At 38.3% G+C, this 23,798-nt stretch carries 20 protein-coding genes and 1 riboswitch; of the genes, 6 read left to right on the top strand and 14 right to left on the bottom strand.

What is annotated here, in order from left to right:
* The first annotated feature begins 73 nt into the window (after positions 1 to 73).
* From ACH3O9_RS12145 to ACH3O9_RS12130, 4 genes are all read left to right on the top strand, one after another.
* Positions 74 to 3,316: a S41 family peptidase gene (locus ACH3O9_RS12145; protein ID WP_416440784.1), complete on the top strand. Its 3,243-nt coding sequence runs from the start codon at positions 74 to 76 to the stop codon at positions 3,314 to 3,316.
* A gap of 254 nt (positions 3,317 to 3,570) precedes the next feature.
* Complete coding sequence (locus tag ACH3O9_RS12140) at positions 3,571 to 3,999, top strand: DUF1810 domain-containing protein (RefSeq protein ID WP_416440782.1); 429 nt, start codon at positions 3,571 to 3,573, stop codon at positions 3,997 to 3,999.
* A gap of 368 nt (positions 4,000 to 4,367) precedes the next feature.
* Positions 4,368 to 4,964, top strand: coding sequence for a Crp/Fnr family transcriptional regulator (locus ACH3O9_RS12135; RefSeq protein ID WP_416440779.1), 597 nt, complete (start codon positions 4,368 to 4,370; stop codon positions 4,962 to 4,964).
* A 107-nt stretch (positions 4,965 to 5,071) separates the two neighbouring features.
* On the top strand, positions 5,072 to 5,590 hold the full coding sequence (locus tag ACH3O9_RS12130) for a YceI family protein (protein ID WP_416440777.1): 519 nt from the start codon (positions 5,072 to 5,074) through the stop codon (positions 5,588 to 5,590).
* Between the two features lie 787 nt (positions 5,591 to 6,377).
* On the opposite strand, the gene ettA is transcribed toward ACH3O9_RS12130, so the two are convergent.
* From ettA to ACH3O9_RS12115, 3 genes are all read right to left on the bottom strand, one after another.
* Entirely contained in the window at positions 6,378 to 8,069 is a 1,692-nt protein-coding gene (gene ettA / locus ACH3O9_RS12125) for an energy-dependent translational throttle protein EttA (RefSeq protein WP_416440775.1), read from the bottom strand.
* Positions 8,070 to 8,211: 142 nt separating this feature from the next.
* Positions 8,212 to 8,685 carry a DinB family protein gene (locus ACH3O9_RS12120; RefSeq protein ID WP_416440773.1) on the bottom strand — a complete coding sequence of 158 codons (474 nt, stop codon included), beginning with the start codon at positions 8,683 to 8,685 and terminating at the stop codon, positions 8,212 to 8,214.
* A gap of 26 nt (positions 8,686 to 8,711) precedes the next feature.
* On the bottom strand, positions 8,712 to 8,888 hold the full coding sequence (locus ACH3O9_RS12115) for a CAL67264 family membrane protein (RefSeq protein ID WP_416446684.1): 177 nt from the start codon (positions 8,886 to 8,888) through the stop codon (positions 8,712 to 8,714).
* 265 nt (positions 8,889 to 9,153) lie between these two features.
* On the opposite strand from ACH3O9_RS12115, the gene ACH3O9_RS12110 reads away from it, so the two are divergent.
* Positions 9,154 to 10,782, top strand: a complete 1,629-nt coding sequence (locus ACH3O9_RS12110) for an acyl-CoA carboxylase subunit beta (RefSeq protein WP_416440771.1) — start codon at positions 9,154 to 9,156, stop codon at positions 10,780 to 10,782.
* 76 nt (positions 10,783 to 10,858) lie between these two features.
* Positions 10,859 to 11,953: a PAS domain S-box protein gene (locus tag ACH3O9_RS12105; protein WP_416440769.1), complete on the top strand. Its 1,095-nt coding sequence runs from the start codon at positions 10,859 to 10,861 to the stop codon at positions 11,951 to 11,953.
* Positions 11,954 to 11,956: 3 nt separating this feature from the next.
* Here ACH3O9_RS12105 and ACH3O9_RS12100 read toward each other — a convergent pair whose 3' ends face one another.
* From ACH3O9_RS12100 to ACH3O9_RS12050, 11 genes are all read right to left on the bottom strand, one after another.
* Positions 11,957 to 12,232: a Trm112 family protein gene (locus tag ACH3O9_RS12100; RefSeq protein ID WP_416440767.1), complete on the bottom strand. Its 276-nt coding sequence runs from the start codon at positions 12,230 to 12,232 to the stop codon at positions 11,957 to 11,959.
* Positions 12,229 to 12,879: a thiamine phosphate synthase gene (locus ACH3O9_RS12095; protein ID WP_416440765.1), complete on the bottom strand. Its 651-nt coding sequence runs from the start codon at positions 12,877 to 12,879 to the stop codon at positions 12,229 to 12,231. Before ACH3O9_RS12095 ends, ACH3O9_RS12100 begins: the two co-directional genes overlap by 4 nt.
* 175 nt (positions 12,880 to 13,054) lie before the next feature.
* Positions 13,055 to 14,119 carry an AIR synthase family protein gene (locus ACH3O9_RS12090; RefSeq protein WP_416440763.1) on the bottom strand — a complete coding sequence of 355 codons (1,065 nt, stop codon included), beginning with the start codon at positions 14,117 to 14,119 and terminating at the stop codon, positions 13,055 to 13,057.
* The gene (locus ACH3O9_RS12085; protein ID WP_416440761.1) at positions 14,116 to 14,841 is read right to left on the bottom strand and encodes a class I SAM-dependent methyltransferase; all 726 of its coding nucleotides are present in this window, start codon (positions 14,839 to 14,841) and stop codon (positions 14,116 to 14,118) included. The genes ACH3O9_RS12090 and ACH3O9_RS12085 overlap by 4 nt, the downstream gene beginning before the upstream one ends.
* Positions 14,842 to 14,914: 73 nt before the next feature.
* Positions 14,915 to 15,007, bottom strand: a riboswitch (TPP riboswitch).
* A gap of 147 nt (positions 15,008 to 15,154) precedes the next feature.
* Positions 15,155 to 16,279: a bile acid:sodium symporter family protein gene (locus ACH3O9_RS12080; protein WP_416440760.1), complete on the bottom strand. Its 1,125-nt coding sequence runs from the start codon at positions 16,277 to 16,279 to the stop codon at positions 15,155 to 15,157.
* 63 nt (positions 16,280 to 16,342) lie between these two features.
* On the bottom strand, positions 16,343 to 16,831 hold the full coding sequence (locus ACH3O9_RS12075; protein ID WP_416440758.1) for a nuclear transport factor 2 family protein: 489 nt from the start codon (positions 16,829 to 16,831) through the stop codon (positions 16,343 to 16,345).
* An 8-nt stretch (positions 16,832 to 16,839) separates the two neighbouring features.
* Positions 16,840 to 18,999, bottom strand: coding sequence for a PQQ-binding-like beta-propeller repeat protein (locus tag ACH3O9_RS12070; RefSeq protein ID WP_416440756.1), 2,160 nt, complete (start codon positions 18,997 to 18,999; stop codon positions 16,840 to 16,842).
* Between the two features lie 85 nt (positions 19,000 to 19,084).
* The gene (locus ACH3O9_RS12065) at positions 19,085 to 20,584 is read right to left on the bottom strand and encodes a mandelate racemase/muconate lactonizing enzyme family protein (protein WP_416440755.1); all 1,500 of its coding nucleotides are present in this window, start codon (positions 20,582 to 20,584) and stop codon (positions 19,085 to 19,087) included.
* Between the two features lie 72 nt (positions 20,585 to 20,656).
* A complete protein-coding gene (locus ACH3O9_RS12060) occupies positions 20,657 to 21,586 on the bottom strand; it encodes an RraA family protein (protein WP_416440752.1) in 930 nt (309 codons plus the stop codon).
* 43 nt (positions 21,587 to 21,629) lie between these two features.
* Positions 21,630 to 22,565, bottom strand: coding sequence for an RraA family protein (locus ACH3O9_RS12055; RefSeq protein WP_416440750.1), 936 nt, complete (start codon positions 22,563 to 22,565; stop codon positions 21,630 to 21,632).
* 38 nt (positions 22,566 to 22,603) lie between these two features.
* Positions 22,604 to 23,767 carry a mannonate dehydratase gene (locus ACH3O9_RS12050; protein ID WP_416440748.1) on the bottom strand — a complete coding sequence of 388 codons (1,164 nt, stop codon included), beginning with the start codon at positions 23,765 to 23,767 and terminating at the stop codon, positions 22,604 to 22,606.
* Positions 23,768 to 23,798: the final 31 nt, after the last annotated feature.

Below are 23,798 nucleotides of genomic sequence, written 5' to 3'. Positions count from 1 at the left end.
TCTCATGTTAAGAGATTGTATTTTTAATACCATTATTAAACCAATCTATTTTTTAATTCATTCAAATTTTTTCATGAAAAAACATGTTATAGCAATAATGCTTTGCCTTTTAACGGGTTCATTATTTGCTCAGGAAAATGCCAGGTGGCTGCGTTACCCAAGCATTTCACCAGATGGTAAAACCATAGTCTTTGGCTATATGGGTAATTTGTATAAAGTAAACAGCGGCGGTGGCAACGCGACTGCAATTACCACAGGCGATGCTTATGACATGCGCCCGGTATGGAGCCACGATGGTAAGACCTTAGCTTTTGCTAGCGATCGCTATGGTAATTTTGATGTATACACCATGCCGGCACAGGGAGGTGCTCCCGTAAGATTATCTTTCAATAGCGCTAGTGATTACCCTTACGATTTTACAATAGATAATAAGAATGTTCTTTTTGGCAGCGGGCGTGACGCTCCTGCGAAAAGTGTACGTTTCCCAGGAACGCGCTACTGGCAAAATTTATATACAATTCCCGTAGAAGGCGGGCGCCCTGTTCTGGTTTCTGCTGCAGGTGCAGAAGATGCGCATTATAGTAAAGATGGTTCTACAATAGTTTTTCAAGACAGAAAAGGATATGAAGATCCCTGGAGAAAACATCATACTTCTGCAGTGACACGTGACATCTGGACGTATTATGTCGCTGATGATACCTATAACCAACTTTCAACTTTTAAAGGTGAAAACAGAGAACCTGTTTTTAGTACAGACGGTACTTCAGTTTTTTATTTGAACGAAAAAGACGGCACGCAAAACATCTATAAAATGTCTGTTAGCGGTAGTAATGAAACACAACTGACCACTTTTAAAGATTTCCCGGTGCGTCATCTTAGCATTGCAGATAATGGTACACTTTCATTTACATGGAAAGGTGACATATATACCATGACTGAAAGTAGCCAGCCTCAAAAACTAGATATCGCAGTTATGGATGATGCCGGTTTTGAGCCTGTAAAAAATATGGATATCAACACGGTAACCGAATTTGCTGTGAGCCCCAATAACAAAGAGATCGCTTTTGTAAATCGCGGTGAAGTCTTTGTAACCGGAGTTGATGATTCAAGAACAAAAAGAATAACAAATACGCCAGAGCAGGAACGTATGGTAAGCTGGTCTCAGGATGGTAAAACCTTGCTTTTTTCAGGCGAAAGAGACGGAAGTTGGAATGTTTATAAAGTTAGTATTCAGCGCCCCGAAGAAGATTATTTCTTTGCTTCTACAGTGGTAGACACAAAACCTGTTATCGCTACAGATGCTGAAGAATTTCAACCTCAATATTCGCCAGACGGGAAGAAAATAGCTTTTATAGAAGAACGCAATATTCTTAAAGTTCTTGATGTTGACAGCGGTAAAAAAACAACGATACTGCCTGAAGGTCACAACTATTCATACAGTGACGGCGACTGGAAATACAAGTGGAGCCCAGACAGCCGCTGGCTTATGGTAGATGATCAAAAAGGATATTTCTTCAACAATAACACGGCCTTGATTAAAGCTGATGGAACCGGCGACATTTTTTATCCTGTAAATAGTGGTTTTGGCGAAAGCAATGCAAAATGGGCTATGGAAGGTAAAATGATGACGTATGAAAGCAGCCGGGAAGGAAGAAAATCTCTTGCTAATCAAGGTAGCTCTGAAGATGATATCTACGCTGTATTTTTTGACCAGGAAGCTTTTGATAAGTACGAACTGAGCAAAGAAGAGTTCGAACTTTTAAACGATCGCGAACAAAAAGAAAAAAAGGAGCAGGAAGAAAAAGAGGAAGCAGAAAAGGATAAGAAAGACAAAAAGAAAAAAGATAAAGAAGAAGTAAAACCGCTTAAACTTGACTTTGACAATCTTGATATTCGCAAAGAAAAGTTGACTATTAACAGCTCCAGCATCAGCGATTATGTGCTGAATAAAGACGCGAGCAAAGTCTATTATCTTTCTTCTTTTGAAAAAGGATATGATCTTTGGGTAACAGAACCCAGAACACGTGAAACTAAAATTCTGGCCAAATTAGGAGGCAGCCCAAGCGGAATCGAAATTAGCGATGATGACAAAACGCTTTTCCTAAGCAATAATGGTAAGCTGGTAAAAGTAGATGCAGAAAAAGGCGAGGTTACAAATATTGCTATTTCAGGAGATATGGTGCTCAACCCTTCTGCAGAACGCACGTATATGTTTAATCATATCTGGAGACAGGTGACTAAAAAATTCTACGATCCCACCATTCATGGTATTGACTGGAAAATGTATCACGATGAATATGCTCAATTTCTTCCGCACATCAATAACAATTATGACTTTCAGGAATTGTTAAGTGAATTGCTTGGCGAGCTAAACGCTTCTCATACAGGAGGTCGTTACGGCGCTAGTAGCGAAAATGGGGATCACACGGCTTCCTTAGGTTTATTATTTGATGAAGATTATCAGGGCGAAGGCATAAAAGTCACAGAAGTAATTGCCGGCGGACCAACAGATAACGCTAAGAACAAGATAAAAAGTGGCGATATTATCACAGAAATCAACGGAGAAGCCATAAAATCCGACGAAAACTGGAATAAATACCTCAACAATCTGGAAGATAAAAATGTCTTACTTACGGTAAAAAATGGCAGTTCTACTTTTTCTGAAACCATAAAACCTATTTCTATGGGAGAAGAAAGCAGACTCATGTACAAGCGCTGGGTAAACATGATGGAGCATAAAGTTGACTCTTTAAGTAACGGTCAGCTGGGTTATGTGCATATCCAGGGTATGAACGACAGCAGCTTTAGAGATGTTTTTGAAAATGCTTTGGGTAAGAACCTGAATAAAAAAGCGCTAGTGGTAGATACTCGTTTCAACGGTGGCGGTTGGTTACATGATGACCTCAACACCTTTTTAAGCGGTGATCAATATTTGCAGTTTGCACCTCAGGGTAATCTGGTAAAAGGTGGCGAACCTATGACGCGCTGGAGCAAACCCAGTATCGTACTGATGAGCGAAGGTAATTACAGTGATGCCTTTATTTTCCCTTATGTGTATAAGCAAAACAAAGTAGGTAAATTGGTAGGAATGCCGGTTGCAGGAACAGGAACTGCCGTCTGGTGGGAGCGCCAGATAGATCCTTCTATTGTTTTTGGAATTCCTATGGTTGCGACAATTGGTGCCGAAGGAAGACCTACAGAAAACCTGGAGCTGGAACCAGATATCATGGTTCCGTTACCTTATAAAGCTTTCCTTAATGGTGAAGACACGCAACTACAAGCTGCAGTAAAAGAATTACTTAAAGAAGTGAAATAGTTAAGGAACTTCACTTCTCTTTGCGAAATAAAAATTACAATGAGCCGCTCTAATTTTGAGCGGCTTTTTATTTATTCAGAATTCATAACCCGTTAAAGTTCGTCACCTTGAACTGTTTCAAGGTACCATTGTTAATTACTGATTTTTCTAAATGTATGTGATGCTGAAACAAGTCTAGCATGACGTTAATCAATAATCAAATTCTTAAATTACATAGAATTGAAATCCATTAGAAGAATTAAATAAAGCAACTCATGAAAGATTCATACGATTTAGAGCGATTTATAAAAGCGCAAGATCATTCTTATGAAACAGCTCTTAATGAAATAAAAAACGGCAGAAAACAAAGTCATTGGATGTGGTTTATCTTTCCGCAATTTAAAGGCTTAGGTCAAAGTGCCACCTCAAAACAATATGCTATCAAAAGCAAAGAAGAAGCAAAAGCTTTTTTTGATCACGCAATTTTAGGTCCGCGTCTTGTAGAAATTACTAATGCACTTTTAGAATTAAAAGGATTAACAGCCCATGCAATTTTCGGAAGTCCGGATGATCTAAAATTAAAATCGTGCATGACACTTTTTACCGCAATTCAAGAAAAAAACACATGTTTTCAAGAGGTTTTAGATAAATATTACGCTGGAAAACAGGATGATAAAACATTAAAGTTGCTTGAGGAAAATTAATAATTGACCATTTTTCCAATAAAAACAGACCGATTTTTCCGTTTTTTAAGCCGATTTTGTGCCAGTTAGGGAGGTTTTTAAAAGCGTAATTAGCTAATGGAGTTTTCTTCATGTTGAACTTAATTCAACATCGCATCTTTAATCTGAGGAATCAATTAACTTCTTGTATGAGTTCAAGGATGTGGCATTAGAAAACTTTGTGAGCATTAAAGGCAGGTTTTTGATGATTTTAAATAGATTTTCCCCTCATTTCAGGAGGTTTTTTGATGATTTGTAACCATAAAAAACAGAATCTTTTTTCATACGCCTTATCTTCCCATAGCATCGAATAATGTTTAAATTCGTAAGAAATAAAAACACATAGCCAAGTGTCTGTTAACTTCAGAACATATTTAAAAGAAACCGGTGGTTTACCTGAAGCTCATTATGATCAACTAGCTTCCTCTTTACAAGTTAAGACAATAAAAAAGGGAGAGATTTTATCTAGTCCCGGTGAAATCTGTAAATATTCTTTTTTTGTTGAAGAAGGTCTTCTGCGATCTTATACTGTAGATGAAGCTGGTAAGGAGCATATCATTCAATTTGCGCCTGAGAATTGGTTTATCAGTGACAGAAGTAGTATTTTATTTGATGAGCCTTCAGAGTTTTATTTAGACGCTGTAGAAAATACGACCGCGGTAGTTGTTGACGAAAATTTCTTAAAGAATGCTATTGAGTTAAGTGCAACTTTTCGAGAAAACAATAATAAACTGCTGCATAATCACATCCGCCATCTGCAGAAAAGGATAAATCTATTGATTGGCGCTTCCGCGGAAAAGCGTTATCTCAATTTCATCAAACTTTATCCTGATCTTGTGATGCGTGTTCCCCAGTGGATGATCGCTTCCTATCTAGGAATCACTCCTGAGAGTCTAAGCCGAGTGCGTAAAGAACTGGCTGCTAACAATTTTAAACCTACTCTTTAGATATAAGAAAACTTATTTCTTACCATACATCAATGCCACTTATTTGCATTGTTCCTTCCTTTGCACAACAAATTAAAAAGGATTTTTAAACAATAAAACCAAAAACAATGGCAACAAAAACAAAGTGGTTAATAGACGCGACACACTCAGAGATCAATTTTAAAGTAAAACACATGATGATCTCTAACGTAACCGGTCATTTTGAAAAATTTGATGGTTATGTAGAAACGGAAACTGACAGTTTTAAAGGCGCTGAATTTAGTTTTGTAGCAGAAATTGATTCTATAAATACAAAAAATGAACAGCGGGACACGCACTTAAAATCAGATGAGTTTTTTGATGTTGCAACTCACCCACAACTTAAATTCGTTTCCAAATCTTTTGACGGTTCTAATCTTACAGGTGATCTTACAATTAAAGGTGTGACTAAAGAAGTTACGCTTGATACAGATTTCAACGGAATCGCAGTAGATCCTTACGGACAAACAAAAGCTGGTTTTGAATTGCAAGGATCATTAAACCGCACAGATTTTGGACTTACATGGAGCGCCGTAACTGAAGCCGGAAATGTTGTTGTAAGTGATACAATTAAGCTTATTGCAGACATTCAGTTTGTAAAACAATAAGCTAAAAGTAAAAAATAAAAAAGATTACTAATTCTAAATAATAAAACCTACAAGGAGGCCTTCGGCTACACCTTGCAGGTTTTTATTTTAGACAAAGACCGTCATGCTGAACTTGTTTCAGCACCGCATCATACTTTAAATAAATATATGAGAACCTGAAAGCCGTTCAGGTTGACAGCGGTAACTAATTTTTTGTGAACTCAATAGATTTAGTTAGTCCTAAATCACAATAAAAAAACCTGCACGATCATAACGATTGTGCAGGTTTTTTTTCGTTGATAAAACCCTAATAACTTTATTATACCATACCGTTATAAAACATTACTTTTATAACGTTGATAACCAATAGCTAATACTCTCTAAAAATAATTAAGGTTTTTGAAGAAGTAAAAGATTGGAATTATATTTACATCCTATTAATTTCGGTAAGGAAGCATCCGAAAAAAACCGAGATAGTCCTAATATCTCGGTTCTATAAAATTGCTTCCGTAACAAATTTGAGTCAAAAATGGAAGCAGTGTATTTAACATTGTTACTTATTTTCTTAATCATATCAGCAATCTGCGTATTGATTGCGATTAGAAAAAAGTAATTACGCATTTATTTAATCAGGTTGCCGGATTACCGTTGTCTCTGGTTCAATTGACCCGCTTTGTGGATGAGGCGGGTTTCTTATTGCTTTTAACCCTTTTAATAATATAACAAATATAAATAATTTTACGGTACCCTAATAATTCAATTAGAATAATTGCATTATATACTTATAAATCAGTCTGATTATATAAAACTACCTCACCAACTTCTTATATTTAATACGTTTTGGCATGAGATCTCCACCAAGGCGTTTCTTCTTATTTTCTTCATAATCTGAAAATCCACCTTCAAAGAAATAAACCTGACTGTCACCCTCAAAAGCGAGAATATGTGTACAAATTCTGTCTAAAAACCAACGGTCGTGAGAAATAACAACTGCACAACCTGCGAAATTCTCCAGTCCTTCCTCAAGTGCTCGAAGTGTGTTTACATCAAGGTCGTTTGTAGGCTCATCCAGCAACAGCACGTTGCCTTCTTCTTTTAAGGTCATTGCAAGGTGAAGTCGGTTACGTTCGCCACCAGAAAGCATAGATACTTTTTTATTTTGTTCGCTTCCGCTAAAATTGAATCGGCTTAAGTACGCACGGCTGTTTACCTGCTTACCTCCCATCATAATAAGTTCCTGCCCATCACTAAAGTTTTGCCAGATACTTTTTTCAGGATCAATATTAGAATGTGATTGATCTACATATGCGATTTGCGCAGTCTCACCAACTTCAAAAGTCCCTTTATCAGGCTCAATTTCGCCCATTATCATCTTAAAAATTGTGGTTTTACCAGCACCGTTAGGACCAATAATCCCAACAATTCCCGCCTGCGGAAGATTAAAATTTAGATCTTCATAAAGCAGCTTATCGCCAAAAGCCTTACTCACACCTTTAGCCTCGATTACGTTTGTCCCTAAACGTGGCCCGTTAGGTATGTATATCTCCAGCTTTTCATCAGTTTGTTTTTGATCCTGACTTAAGAGTTTATCGTAATTACTTAAACGCGCTTTTTGTTTAGCCTGTCGACCTTTAGGCGCCATACGCACCCATTCTAACTCACGTTCAAGTGTTTTTTGACGCTTGCTTGCTTGTTTCTGTTCCTGCGCCATACGCTTAGACTTTTGTTCTAACCAAGAAGAGTAATTTCCCTGCCAGGGTATTCCTTCTCCCCTATCTAATTCTAGAATCCAGCCTGCAACATTATCAAGAAAATAACGGTCATGTGTTACCGCAATTACTGTGCCTTTATATTGTGCCAAATGATGCTCTAGCCAGTGTACACTTTCTGCATCAAGGTGGTTAGTAGGCTCATCAAGAAGCAAAACATCAGGTTCCTGAAGTAAAAGTCGGCAAAGTGCAACACGTCTTCTTTCCCCACCAGAAAGAACTCCTATTTTTTGATCTGCCGGCGGCGTACGTAAAGCATCCATCGCGACTTCCAGTTTATTGTCAAGTTCCCAGGCATCACGTGCATCGATCTCATCCTGTAGAACAGCCTGACGATTCATCAGTTTTTCCATCTTATCAGGATCAGAATATACTTCTTCAAGACCAAACTGATCATTGATGCTATTGTATTCATCAAGAATAGCAACCGTTTCTGCAGCGCCTTCTTTTACGATCTCAAGAACAGTTTTCTCATCGTCAAGTTTAGGCTCTTGCTCAAGATACCCCACAGTAAATTCTTTATCTGAAGTAACATCGCCCTGGTAGTTTTTCTCTACTCCTGCAATGATCTTTAGTAAAGTAGATTTACCAGAACCGTTTAAACCTAGGATACCAATTTTGGCTCCGTAAAAGAAGCTTAAATATATATTCTTTAAAACTGGTGTATTTGCTCCGGGATAGGTTTTAGAAACCCCAGACATTGAAAAAATTACTTTTTTATCGTCAGCCATTTTGCTTTTAAATTTTTATAAGTTGAAGAAATGATTAGACATGAGGCTTTCACCTCATTAAATCACAACTGCAAATGTCCTAAAATTTGGTGACAAAAACAGGATGATTATAAGGCATTACAAAATAAAACCAAGGTTTAAATCAAGATTTATGTAAACCCAAAAGTCTCAGAATAATTACCAGTTGCCCCGTGTGATAAGCGCTGTGCTCAACAACAAGCATTAGTTCCCGCAGCAAAGTTTGATCTTCACCATTTTTAACCGGTTGCATCAACTTATCAGGAGAATCTGAAATGAATTTAACCAGATCATCCCGGTCTCTAAAGAAACTGTTCTTTAGGTTTTTCCACTCATTTTCAGTTTTAGGTGCCTGCTCTTCTGGCCAGTAATCGTCTGGCCATTTTGATTCCTGATAATCATCTGCCACGCAGAATTGCAGAATATCATGCTGCGCATAACGCATGTGATAAAAAATCTCATAAAAGGAATACGGCAAACCATGTGGCCGCTCGCCCAATTTGTCAAAAGTTATTTCGTCAAGAAAAGTTTTAATCGGTGAGAAAGCCTCACCACCTTCCAGATGTTTTACAAGTCGTTTAATAGTCTCAGCATCCATATTCTCTCTTTTTAATTGTTAGTTAATCATACCCTGCCTTTAAGCGCATTAAAAACCCATGCGATGGCAAAAAAACCTATCCCAACCGCGGCAAAACCGTAACCTGCTACATCTTTATAGCGTATTGCGCCTAAGGCAATTAAGCCTAAACCTACAACAATCATTATAAAAGTAGCCCAGCCCAGCACTGTATTTTTATTCATCATTATTCATTCTTTTATGGCGCCTCAGAGGGTATAAAAAATCTGATTTGCGACTTGTAGCATTTTATTTAGTTCGCATGTTTGCCGCCCATGAGTTACAAATATCGCTATTTCTTATAATTATACCTACAGAGAACGACAGCGAATTCGTATTTTCGTCTGGACTAAAAATTTTGCGTTAAGGATTGAAGCAAGCTACCGTGTAGCGCTGAAAGCCTGACCTCAGGGCTTTTATAAGTCCTGAGGTAACGCCCAAATACATATCATGGATATCAACTTCAATAAAAACGAAGATCACAATAAAATGCTTGTTTCAGATATGAAGCAACGCTTTGCGAAAGTTAAACTTGGCGGTGGTGAAAAACGCATTGCCAAACAGCATGAAAAAGGCAAATTGACCGCTCGCGAACGCATCGATTTTTTGCTTGATAATCCCGAAAAATCAGTCGAAATAGGAGGTTTTACAGGTGAAGGCATGTATGCTGAACATGGCGGTTGCCCCAGCGGTGGCGTGGTGGTGAAGATTGGTAAAGTATCAGGGAAGCAATGTATCGTAGTAGCTAACGATGCTACCGTAAAAGCCGGGGCGTGGTTTCCCATTACTGCCAAAAAGAACCTGCGCGCTCAGGAAATTAGTATAGAAAACAGATTGCCTATCATTTATCTGGTAGACAGTGCCGGGGTTTATCTGCCCCTGCAGGACGAGATCTTCCCAGATAAAGAACATTTTGGCCGCATTTTTCGCAATAATGCTGTGATGAGCAGTATGGGCATTACCCAGATTAGCGCGATTATGGGCAGCTGTGTTGCGGGCGGTGCTTACCTGCCTATTATGAGCGATGAGGCGATGATTGTAGATAAAACCGGAAGCATTTTTCTTGCAGGCAGCTACCTGGTTAAAGCGGCAATAGGCGAAAGCATTGATAATGAAACGCTGGGTGGCGCAACCACGCATTGCGAAATTAGCGGTGTTACTGATTATAAAGCGACTGACGACAAGGATGCATTGACACGCATCAAGAATATCATGGATAAAATAGGTGATTTTGAAAAAGCGGGCTACAACCGTAAAAATCCGGTAAAACCAGCTCAAAATCCGGCAGAAATATACGGTTTACTTCCGCGAAAGCGTAGCGATCAATATGATATGATGGAAATCATTACCCGTCTCACAGATAACTCTGAATTTGAAGAATATAAAGCCGGTTATGGCCAGACGATCATCACGGGTTATGCACGTATAGACGGCTGGGCTGTGGGTATTGTGGCCAATCAACGCAAGATCGTTAAAACGAAAAAAGGCGAGATGCAATTTGGCGGAGTGATCTACAGCGACAGCGCAGATAAGGCAACGCGATTTATAGCTAATTGCAATCAGAAGAAGATTCCGCTGGTATTTTTACAAGATGTTACCGGTTTTATGGTGGGCAGCAAAAGTGAGCATGGCGGCATTATAAAAGACGGTGCAAAAATGGTAAATGCGGTGAGCAATTCGGTTGTGCCCAAGTTTACGATTGTTATTGGAAATTCTTACGGAGCCGGTAATTATGCCATGTGCGGCAAAGCTTATGACCCACGGTTAATTGTTGCATGGCCATCGGCAGAGCTTGCTGTAATGAGTGGTAACAGTGCTGCCAAAGTTTTATTGCAAATAGAAACTGCTTCGTTAAAAAAGCAAGGAAAAGAAATAACGCCTGAAGTTGAAAAAGAGCTTTTTGATAGAATAAAAGCAAAATATGATGAGCAGGTTTCACCATATTACGCCGCTGCACGATTATGGACAGACGCGATCATAGACCCTTTAGACACAAGAAAATGGATCTCTACGGGCATCGAAGCTGCAAACCATGCGCCTATTGAAAAACAGTTCAACTTAGGAATTATACAAGTGTAATTTTAACATGTAAAATATCTCATGTTTAATAAAAAATTAAATTAACTTGTTTGCGAAATCCCCTAATTAAAACCACATGCGTTTATGGAATAAGTCAAAGGCAAAACCTGGCAAAGGATTACCATTAGAGCCTTTTTTTGAACTTTCGCATGACTTTTTATGTATCGCAGGCTACGATGGCTTTTTTAGAAAAGTGAATCCCGCTTTTCAATCACTTTTAGGCTATTCTGAAAAGGAGTTGATGTCAAGACCTATTTCTGATTTTATCTATCAGGAGGACAAAGAAACTACTGCCAAGTTTAGAGAAAGCCTGCTGAATAATATTCCGCTTCTAAATTTTGAGAATCGCTATGCTACAAAAGAAGGTGAGATTGTCTGGCTCTCGTGGACATCTGTGGCTATTCCTGATAAAAAACTGGTTTACGCTATTGCGAAAAATATAACACATCTTAAAAAGCTAGATCAGGAACGCAACCTGCTACTGACAGATCTCACTAAGATAAATAGCGACCTTAAGCAATTTACCTATACAAATTCGCATGATCTGCGGTCACCTGTTAGTAATTTACTGGCTGTCTTTGAATTGCTTGATACTAATAACATAAAAGATGAAGAAACTCTTAACCTTTTAGAATTATTACGCCTATCTGCAGAAAGTTTAAAAGATACCTTAAATGAATATGTAGACACACTTATTGAGCGAGATCATCAAAATGCATCTGTTACAAATCTATGTCTGGAAGCCACGCTCAGCACCACGCGGCAATCAATAGGTTCTCTTATTAGAAATTCAAAAGCACAATTTATAGTAGATTTTTCTGAAGTTGAAGAAGTTTCCTTCAACAAAAATTATCTTGAAAGTATCTTTCTGAATCTCATCACTAATTCTATAAAATATGCCAAACCAGATGTTAAACCTATAATTACGATAATTTCAAAAAAAGGAAATGGCTGTAATTTACTTATATACAGCGACAATGGTCTTGGCTTTGACATGCAAAAAGTGAAAGATAAAATATTTGGTTTACACCAAAAATTCCACAATCATATTGACAGCAAAGGCATTGGCCTGTACCTTGTTTATAACCACATAAGAAGTCTGGGTGGGAATATAAATGTGGAAAGCGCTCCCAATGAGGGAACGACTTTCACCATTTCATTTAAAGCTTAACCCTTATTTGCTTTCCAGCAGAATAGGTTTCTCGGCTAGTTTTTTAACTTCATCCAGAACTCCCCATTTTTCAAGCAGCGGTTCTTCAAGTGATTTTTCACGAAATTCATCTGGTGTCATAATTGGTATACCATAAATTATAGGATAATACCTTTTGCATTTTGGGCAGGTTAATAATCCTTCCCTAATTTCCTCATTTTCATCCTGCATAAAAATGCGCACATTCAAGTCTTGCTTATCAATTGGGCAACACAGTTTATTTAAAAATGACTTTTTCATAATTGTAAATTTTTTAAGGCTTTGGTGTATTCCCGGGTTTCATTTTCAGGTGAATCTGAACTCATAATTCCCGAAATAACAGCCACGCCTTGAATATTTAAATCTTTAAAATTTGTAATTTTTTCCGGATTGATCCCTCCGGAAAGGAAAATAGGTTTTGAGGTAATTTTCCGCGCTTTTTTAATTGTATCGAAACTCACGATCTCACAACTGGACACTGAAGCCGATGGGTACATCGCACAAAAAGAAATATAATCACAAGCATTTTCTTCGGCCCATTTTATTATTTCGAGATTGTTAGAACATGTGATTCCAAAAATTGCTTGTTCAGCAATATCGGCCTGAATGGCATCAAAATCGGGTGGAATGGCATCAAAATGCACTCCGCCAAGCGAGGTTTTTTTCACCAGTTTCCATTCTTCATTGATCAATAGCGGAACCTGATATTTTGCAGTAATTGTCGATATTTTGTCAATTAAACCGATTTTTGAGTCTAAATTGGCGTTTTTTTGCCAGTTATTCCAGATCTGCACGAGCGAAACTCCGCCTTCTAAGGCTGCTTCTAATTTTGACAAAAGAAGTTCTTCGGTCATTGCAGGGTCTACGACCAGATAAATTCCTTTTAATTTCTGAGCTGCTTTTTTCATTTTCTGATTGTCAAATTATTTGTGAATTTCTTCTCCGTCATGCCGAACTTGTCTAGGCATCTCATACATCTACGAAAACCAAAATCTCAGAATGTGACCCTTATACTCACTTCGGCAAGCTCAGTGTGACAATTCAGGATGACGATACTTTTATGATTGTATTCTAAAATAGATTTCATTTTAATTCCTTTTTATAGGCTGTAAAAAATGCTTCCCAGTATGGATCAGTTCCGTCGAAATAGATTTCTTTTTCGATTCCATTTTCAGCGATCTTAAAACCCGCGGATTTCGGTGTAATTTCGCCTAAAGCTGTAGCTTTTATTCCATTTTCATCCAGATGGTTGATTAACTTTTGCTCAACTCCTTTGTTGACGATCATGATCATTGACCCCGCACCAATGCAATAGCGATGATCTATTTTAAAAAGATCGCAGATTTGCTTCTGGGATTCACCCACCGGGATTTTTTGGTTATCAATAATAAATCCGCACCCGGAAGCCTGTGCCACTTCGCTTATCGCTCCTATCACTCCACCTTCGGTTACATCGTGCATGGCTTTGAGTTCGTTATTCGGTTTTAGAATTTTGGTGGCGAGCAAAGCTTCTTTTAAAGAAGAAGTCTGGTAAAAATTAGCTTCCGCCTGTTTATAAATTGCTGTACCCAATTCCTGAATTACCGTTTCCGGAAAGCTCTTTGCCAGAATTGAGGTCGAACTTAACGCGCTTTCTTTCGTGACAACGATAACATCTCCTGCTTCGGCATTATTACTCGTTAAAATCTCGTTTTTAGGTGCGGTTAAAAACATCGTCCCTCCACCAGAAATGGTAGAATTCTGTCCTTCTATTTGCCCGGTATGCCCGCCAGTAATCGCGACACCTATCTCTTCACAAAAAGTGTGTATGTAGTTCCAGTATTCCTGAAAATCAGCAGCGCTTAAACTCACCGGAAGATTGAGCACAAACTGCGCAAATTGAGGAGCAAAACCGGTTGTCGCCATATCATTTGCAAGCAGATGCACAGATAACCAGGCTGATTCCTTCAACCCAAGAGATGGAATCAATGACAAAGGATCGCTTGAAACGGCCATAGCTTTCCCGTCACCCAGATCAATAATTGCGGTATCCACACCAAATTTTGGCCCGGTGATTACCTCATCCCGCTTATAGCCACATTTGGGCAGCAGAATATCCTTGAAACTAGTTGCTGAAATCTTTCCGAAATTATTTTCAAACGCGCTCATTCTACATCATTTAATTGCACATGCAAACCGAAGAAATCACCGTAAGTCATATTCCATTGCTGTACGGGAAACCATTTTGGCAAACCAGTCGTCTTCCAGGTAATGGTATAATCGCCGCCTTTTAATGCTTCGTCAATCACTTTTGTAAGTGTGTGCGGAGTGTAGAAATTTGCAGTCACATAAAACGGATTCTTACCAAAAGCCTGCTGCACTCTTCGTCTTATGAGCTTAGTGGTATTTCTGTTCATCATACCAAAAATGATCCCGTATTTCCCCACGCGCACAGCTTCCCGAATTACAGCGACCGGATCTTTGTAATATTCAAACGTGGCAATAAATGCCAGTACATCAAAGGTGTGGTCTTTAAACGGCATGTGGTGAGAATCTGCCAAAACCAGGTCACCATCGAAAAGGTGTGCGCCCTGCCCCAGCATAAATGGCGAAATATCGCCGCCGCTGGCCTCTATACCAATCTCATGCCACCAGCGGGTGAAACGTGTGGTACCGCAGCCAAATTCCAGTAGGGTTTGTACACGTTCATCCTTTTTAATTAGGGAAGCGAGTATTTTTTTTTGCCAGACTTCTGCACGTTTATATGGACCTTCATAATACAATTCATACGTGTCTGTATGCTCGCGGTTAAAAAACCACTCATCCCTGCCCTGCCACTTCTGCAGATTTTTAGTGACCAGGTCAAATTTTTGTTTTTGTAATTCGTTCATTTCAGGTGTTTTTTATTTTAAAACGACCCGACTTTCAAAATAAACAGATAGGAGAAAAAAGCGCTGAACACGCTTTTAAAAGATTTTACTTTCCTACGCTGGCATTATCCAGATCAGGTTAAACGGGTGTAATCTCAGCAGAAAATCTGCACCCCGAGTATGACACTAAATTACAAAAATTAAATACAGTCTTATTAAAAAGCCTTCTCAAATTTATCGAGAAGGCTTTCAAGTAAAAACAACACTAAATCAATCAATTAACTTTGAATTTAAACATATTGTCGTTCATATAATTTTCAGATCTAAATAGGGTTTAATGTGAACGAACAACTTCTTCTTCAGCTATTGGCTCTACATAACCTTTAGGTGGTTTTTTGTGCCAGTATGAAGCTAGGATAGAACCGGTAATATTCATCAACGGACCAAAAACTGCCGGAGCCAAGCCCATTGTGGCGATCTTCCCTACAGAATTGGCAATCGCAGAAGCTAGTCCGCCGTTTTGCATCCCCACCTCAATAGCGACTGTACGCGCATCGCGTTCAGGCATTTTAAAAAGTCTGGCAAACCAATATCCCAAAGTGTAACCAAATAAGTTATGTGCCAAGACAATAAGAATCAACAAAGCTCCTATATCTAAAAGACTATCTCTACCCGCAGCGGTAATTACAACAATGATCAAAGCAATACCTACCATAGAAACGATGGGCATGGCTTTATCCATCCATTTGGTTTTGCCATGAAAAAGCTTATTAAAAAGAAGACCTGCTCCTATTGGGATTATGATCATTTTTGCGATACTCCACATCATCGCCAGCACATCAATCTCTATAAATTCACCCGCAAGAAATTTCATTAAAACCGGAGTAAGAAAAGGTGCCAGCAATGTTGCGATTGAAGTAATTGTTAGTGAAAGTGCAAGATTTGCTTTCGCTAAATAGGCCATAACGTTAGAAGCTAGTCCGCTGGGAGAACAACCTATTAAAACGATACCTGCAGCGATTTCTGGTGGAAAATCACTGATTTCTGCCAGAGCAAGACCCATTATAGGCATGATTGCAAATTGCGCTACTACGCCAATTAGAACCCCTTTTGGAGTTTTAAAAACCGCCATAAAATCCTTTCCGCTCATAGAAGTACCCATACCAAACATAATGATCTGAATAAGCGGAGTAATTAAATTTGTCAACTTGAAATCCCCCACTTGAATAAAATAAGCAGGATAATACATGGCCATTGTTACAGCCGCAAAGATCATGGTTGTATAAACGAAACCTTTTAGCGCTTCATAACCATTAAACCCGAGAGCGAGGAATACGAAGAAGGCTATTAACAGAGGTCCGCCGGAATCTATGTTTCCCGTTAAAGCCATACCCAAATAAATAATGAGTAAAATAATGGCTAAGCCTATAAAAATGGAATACTTATTTACGTTTTTCAAAATAATTATCGTTTAAATATTAGCGGATTTTCGTTCTCCCAGAGCGATTTTATGCCTAAAAAATCAGATTTTAAATGCCTGACGGCCGAGTAATTTCCATCTACCATCCTGCTTTTGAAAGATTAGCATATTACCTATATGAATATGAACAGGATCTCCAGAATTAAGCGCTTCAGAATCAAAAACCTGACGTACTATAGCCGTATTCCCAGCCATGGTTATACTTTGGTTAGAAATATCTATAGAAGTGAAATCATAAGACCCATGCAGCAGATCATCTATAAATTCTTTTTTGTTCTGCACTTTCCCACTGGAATGGCCGTAGCTCAACTCATCTGCAACGATTGCGTCAAGTGATTCCTGAGTGGGATCAATAATCGCAGCATTTAGCGTCTCAACTGCTTCAGTAAGATTCTGCTGACTTTTTACGGATGATGTTGAAGTGGCTGTTGATACTCGCGGAGTTTCTTTTGCTTTCTTCTCAGTTTCTTCACAGCCAGTTATCACAAGGCATATAAGAAGTGAATAAAAAATATATGTAGTTTTCATCATTGGTTAATTTAATTATTCTCTTGATCTTTTAATGCAAATGCAACATAATTACCTCCGGGCTTTTGCCCTCTTCCTCCCCCTGCGGCTATGACAATATATTGTTTTCCATTTACTTCGTAAGTTATAGGAGTGGCAAAACCCCCTGCAGGAAGTTGATATTGCCATACTACTTTTCCTGTTTTCTTATCGAAAGCACGCATGCGTTCATCTTTTGTGCCAGCTATGAAAACAAGTCCTCCGGCTGTAGCAATAGGTCCTCCATAACTTTCAGTACCCGTGATAGGAATACCTTTTTTTGTAAGTTCCGGATATTCACCTAAAGGAACTCGCCATAAATAATCCCCTGTATTTAAATCAATTGCGTTTAAGGTTCCCCATGGTGGTTTTATCCCGGGATAACCATCTTGATCGCTAAGTTTTCGCCATACTTTATTAACATACGAAGGCTTAAATCCAAAATCATTATTCACCTCCTTTGGAGTACTAGTTCCTACCTCAGTATGTTCTGTTACTACTTTGGGTCTAATCGCCCAAGGATTAAATAAATAATCTACAATAGCCTCACGATCATCCTGTGGTAAATGTTGAAAAGAAGGCATTCTTCCACTTCCTGTTTTAATAATCTGTGCCACTTGAGCTTTATTAAAATTGGCTTGTATTCTAGTTAGATCTGGGAATTGTGTGCCACTTCCTTTTCTATCTGCACCGTGACAAGCAGCGCAATTAATCTCATAAACTGCATTGCCATGTGATAGTGAAGCCAGTTCTTTATTCCTGCTAACCGTATCAGTCATTTGAAGAATCCACGGGTCATCATTTGTATTTTGATATAAAATTCCATCAGAATCTATAGCATTACCACCCCATTCTGCCCCCCCGCTATACCCAAAAAGTAAGGTACCTTCAACACTAGGTGGGGTAAATTTATTATCTGAGCGATATTTTAAGTAGATATCTTTTACATATGCGTGTGACTCTGGAGATATATCTGTAATATCTTCTTCTGTCATTACCTGATGTGAGAGTGGTAAAGGCTTAACAGGATATTTTTGAGTGGGCCAAGGTTTTTCTCCTGGTAAACCATTTGTTGGAACAGCTCTTTCTTCAACAGGAAAAATGGACTCTCCTGTATCACGGTCTAGTACATAAACGAGACCGTCTTTAGTTGCTTGCACCACTACATCAACTTTTTTACCATTGTGCTTTATAGTTGTAAGATTAGGCGGAACAGGATGATCTCTATCCCAAAGGTCATGATGTATAGTTTGATAATACCATTTCAATTTCCCAGTGGCGGCATCAAGAGCAAGAATACAAGTAGCGAATAAATTTTTCCCTTCTCTGTTTCCTCCATAAAAATCTGAGCCAGGTGAACCTGTACCCAAATATACCACACCTCTGTCCTCATCAAGGCTTAAACCACTCCAATTATTTACACCGCCTATTTCTTTATAAGCGTCCTTAGGCCAGGTATCATAACCAAATTCTCCCGGCTGTGGAATAGTATGAAAGACCCAGTTTAACTTGCCAGTAACAACATCAAATGCTCTAATATGACCCGGTGCTGCATCGCCAGATTCTGAAACACTTGAACCCATTATGATATTATCCTTATAGATAACACCCGGGGTACTTGCAGTTACAGACAGGTTTTGAATATCTCTAGTAAGATTATCTGAGAGCCCTTGATGAAGATCTGTTTTTCCATCTTCACCAAAATCTTTAATTAATTCTCCGTTTTGTGCATTAAGAGCATAAAGATAGGCTCCCACTGTAAATAGAATGCGTTTATCATTATCTTTCTGCCAATAAACAACTCCCCGGCTTGTATTAAATCTTTGCCGCTCCTGTCTCCCGGGTGAGAACTTCCATAATTCCTTTCCCGTACCTGCATCCACGGCAAAAACTTCAAGAGCCGCTGTTGTTCCGTACATTATTCCATCTATAACAATTGGCTGACACTGAATGGGTTTAGCTCTTTGATTGTCATCACCTTCAGTAATTTCACCCGCATTATACATCCAGGCAACTTCAAGATTTTGAACATTCTCTATATTGATTTGATCCAAAGGAGAATATCTGTTACTGCCTTTATTACCTCCATATCGTGGCCAGTCTTTACCCGGTAGTAGGCTAGCTGATGTTTCATCTTCTGAAGATGTATTCATACAACTTGTAAATAATATAACTACCAATATGAAGGCTACATGTTTATTCCTCATAGTCTAGAAAATTGATAAGCTAAAATTTTTATTAACTGAAAGTTCTGTCATGAGCTCTCCTTTCATTCCATTGTTTTGTGGGAGCAAAATAGCTTGTATCCCTTTTGTCAAGATGTTCTTTTAATACATCTTCATTTAATTCAATACCTAAACCAGGAGCACTTAATGGTACGGTTGCAAAGCCCTTTTCTATTAATTTACGGCCGTCTGTCGTTTTCACTAAACTTTCCCAATACGGCACATCTACAGAATGATGCTCTAGTGCTAAGAAATTTTGAGTAGCCGCAGCGCAGTGCACATTCGCCATAAATGAAACAGGTGTACCTGCCTGATGCATAGCCATTGCAATACCATGCTCTTCGGCATAATCTCCAATACGTTTTGTTTCAAGAAGACCACCTGATGTCGCAAGATCTGGATGAATTAGATCTATAGCATTAGCATCAATTAGCGGTTTGAAATCTTTTAACAAATAAATATCTTCCCCAGTAAGGGTTGGTGTTTCTATAGCATCAGTAATTGTTTTCCACTGTTCTGTATATTGCCAGGGAACTACATCTTCTAGCCAGGCCAGTCTATATTTTTCTAAGGTTTTACCTAGACGAATACCATTATTTAAATCAAAATGGCCATAGTGATCTGTTGAAAGCGGTATCTCATATCCTATCATATTGCGAACGTTATCAACTATTTGAGATAATTCCTCCAATCCTTTTTCAGTTATTTGGACTTGCGTAAATGGATGCATTGTATTTCCGTAAGAAGTAAAATTACTTTGATCCCCCCATTGATTTAAAGATCCATTAGAATTAGACCAAAACTTAGCATTCACAAGAGTATCAGGTTTTCCTCTTAATTCACCTATAGAAACATCCATTTTTAACCAAGTATATCCCTGATCGTTAATACGATAATCGATCAATTTTTTTTGTTCTTCTGGAGACCCGGCTTCTGGAGTATCAGCATATAATCTTACTTTATCCCTATAACGCCCTCCTAATAATTGCCAAGCCGGAACATCATAAGCTTTACCACATAGATCCCATAATGCCATTTCAACAGCACAAACCCCGCCCCCTTGGCGAGCTGGACCTCCAAATTGTTTTATACTCTTAAATAGCATTTCTACATTGCACGGGTTTTTACCCAAAATGCGGCTTTTTAGCATTAGAGCATAGCGAACATCAGAAGCATCCCGCACTTCTCCTAAACCGTATATTCCTTGATTTGTATCTATTTTAATTATCGCCGTACCACCCATCACATCAGTAAGGGCATAACGCATATCGGTAATTTTTAAATCTGAAGGATTAGATGATTTTTTTACTTTAGAGGTTGTATGAGCAATAGTATCTTCAAAAGAGAGTGACATTAATCCTCCCAAAGCTATTCCTCCTACAGCTGTTTTTTTTAAAAAACTACGTCTGTTTCTTGTGGTATTGGGATTTTCTATTTCTTTCTGTACTGCCTTTATTTCAGCTTTTTCGAGCTTTTTATTGTTCTCGGCAATTTGTTTTAAAATACTTTTCATATGCTTAAATTATTAGCGAACTATAGACGAATGTCAGGATTGTTAAATAATAGAATTATTAATTAGATTTTGCTATCTAGGTTTTGCTAAATACGCTTCAAGTTGCTGAGATGTCACTGTGGTTTTCTTAGGGTAATCAGCAAACCAGGCCTTAAATTGAGTTTTAATAGCATCTTTCCAATCCCCGTGTATTTCTCCAGAAGAATACTTTCCTTCTTGCAATAATTTTCTTTCAAACTCATCTCTTAGCGCAGTTAATTCAGAAGCTGTAACTAATCCTTCAACCATATGTGCCGGTATAAACACCACACCATAATCATTTGCGAAAACGATATCGCCTGGAAAAACAGTAACTTCTCCTATTCTTATAGGTGCATTAATAGAAGTTGGGGTCATGTTCTTAATGTAAGATGGATCCTGACCTTTAACCCAGGCATTAAAACCATCAGTATTTTTAAGTTCTTGCATATCTCTAACAGAACCATTGAAAATAACTCCTTTGCCGGTTTTACCATAAATCGCGTTTCCCAGGCTAGAACCAATTAACGTCCCATCTTTAACTTTTCCAAAACCATCTGCGACATATATATCACCTTTTGATAAAATGTCAATAGGCCAAATATTAATTCCGCCGTGCTGAGAACGATCTTCGATTTTCCCTTGTGCCCTGACAATACTATCCAGATCAGGGCGCGTAGGCATAAATTGAGCGGTTACAACTCTTCCTACCATGGTCTTACCTGGTTTAAGAATTATCCACCCTTTTTCAACTTGGTTGTGGTAACCTTTTCGTCCTAAATACCCCCAAATCTGTTCCAAAGTACAATTTTGCAGCCTTTCAAGAACGAGATCAGAAACGTAAGGTCTTCCATCTTCAAATCGTTCTCCTTTCCATTGTGAAGTCAACTTTTTGACAAATTCAGGAGAAGATCCTATACGTTGGGCACTAGAAGAAATGAATGCTAGAAAGAAAATTGATATTAACCATATTTGTTTTGGCATACAAAATATTTTAAACGATTAAACTCTTGAGAAATATCCTTTTTTAGAATTTCCTCTCTTTTAAATAATCATTCAATTCTTTACGACTCATAGGAAGTTTCGCATCAGGATAATTTTTGAGCCAAGATGAGAAGTCATCTTTTATTGCATCTGTCCATCGGGTATCTATTTGGCCTGCAGTATACTTTTTCTCCTTTAGACGTTGAAAACCAAATTCATCACGAAGACTTACATATTCTGAAGAAATCACCAACTGATCAACTAAATATGCTGGAATAAAAACGATTCCATATTTTGTAGCAAGTACTACATCCCCCGGAAGCACTGTAGCACGACCAATGCGAATGGGTGCATTTATAGAGGTTAACATTTCCTCCTGTAAATAGGATGGATCAGCTCCTCTAAACCATCCATTAAAGCCATCAATTTGTTCAAGTCCTCTAAGATCTCTAACTCCAGCATCGAATATGACACCATTCTGAGAGTTTGCATAAATAGCATTTCCTAGGTTTGATCCTATTAGAGTACCATCTACCACTCTTCCATAACCATCTGCAACATATATATCTCCAGGTTTTAAGATCTCAATAGGCCACGAATTGCTACCTCCTATAGTATCTTTTTTTTCTGCAGCTCCCTGAAGTTTAACCTGTTGATTAAGATCTGGTCGTGAGGGCATGTATTGAGCGGTCACAACACGACCGGTCATCACCTCATCTGAATGAACAATTTCCCAATCACCATCATATTGATTATGAAAACCTTTTCCTCTAAGGAATCCCCATGCTTCTTCAACAGCCACTTTCTTTAACCGCTCTAAAATCGCATCTGAAACCTTTGGTCTACCATCTGCAAAACGTTCTCCTTGCCATTCAGAAGTCAAAGCTTTTATATATTCAGGAGATGAAGCTACCTGTTGAGCTTGTGTCGTAAAAAATATGAGTAGGCAAATAAGGTATAGAACTCTTTTATTATTCATTTTAATATGATTTAGTTTTACTTAAAAAATAATTATAATTATGCTGGTTTTGTTAATGTGGTACCCCGAGCCATGTCAATTAGACCACGCATATAGCCTATTGCGAATAATGTTCCTAAGGTAGTATATCCAGGAAATCCAGTTGTATCATCTCCCATTGTAGGAACGTGATCTGGACGTATAGGCCCTTTAAAACCTGAGTCATATAAAATTTGCATCAATTTTGCCATATCCATCTGCCCATCGTCTATGAAAGTTTCATTAAAGTGTTCTTTGTAACCACGTACATTTCTAAAATGAACGAAAGAAATGACCTTCTTATCCGTGAAGTATTTAAGAGCTGCTTCCAAATCTTCTTGCTCGCCTTCTCCTCCCATTTCTCCGAATGTGCCACCCCAGGTAATTCCGTTATGAGGACTTGGATAGATATCTATTAATCTTTTAAAATTAGCTACAGATGTCATAATGCGTGGTATATTTCTAATTGAATCTATTGGAGGATCATCTCCATGCATAGATAAATTCATGCCAAGTTGCTCAGCTTCAGGCATCACTGCTTTCAGGAAGTATTCTAGATTATCCCACATATCTTCATGGGTTATTTCTCCATATTCCGTAATAGGTTCTCCTTCTATTTTATTTATATCAAAACCCATTACTAATGCACCTCCTCGATCCTTCATGGCTTTATCGCTTCGAGCCCAGCTAATTAATGGCATCCAATTATAGCAAATAGTATTGATCCCTACCTGCGTCAAATTTTTCATGAGAGTTATAAAATTTTCAATTTCTTCATCTCTCCCGTCCAGGCCCAGTTTTGTCTTTGTATATAATGATGGGGGGCCTTCAATGACAGTAAGTTTAAGCCCTTCTTCGTCCCATGCTTCTTTTACGGCTTTAATTACCTTTAAATCGTAATTCATTGCCCCCTCCATTCCTACCATTCTAGGATTGATACCTCCTACAGCACCATGTACTTCCATTTGTTTGGCCATCTGAATTTTAAGAGGCTCTTTACCTGCAAAATAGGCCAAACAAAGTTGCATACCTGCATCTTTGGTAAGGTCATCTTTTATAATACCATTTCTCATTGGAGAAATAATATTTGCGTTACCTGCATTTGCACCCATAGCCCCGCCTATCGATATTCCTGCAGCAATAGAAGCACCTTTTTTAATAAAATTTCTACGATTGTCTTTCATTTGTTTTTGTTTAAGTCAAAGCCTCTATTTG

This window comes from Leeuwenhoekiella sp. A16 (genome assembly GCF_047946675.1).
Taxonomy (GTDB): domain Bacteria; phylum Bacteroidota; class Bacteroidia; order Flavobacteriales; family Flavobacteriaceae; genus Leeuwenhoekiella.
Note: the sequence above shows the minus strand (reverse complement) of the source record. Positions and strands in the feature narration are given on the sequence as shown.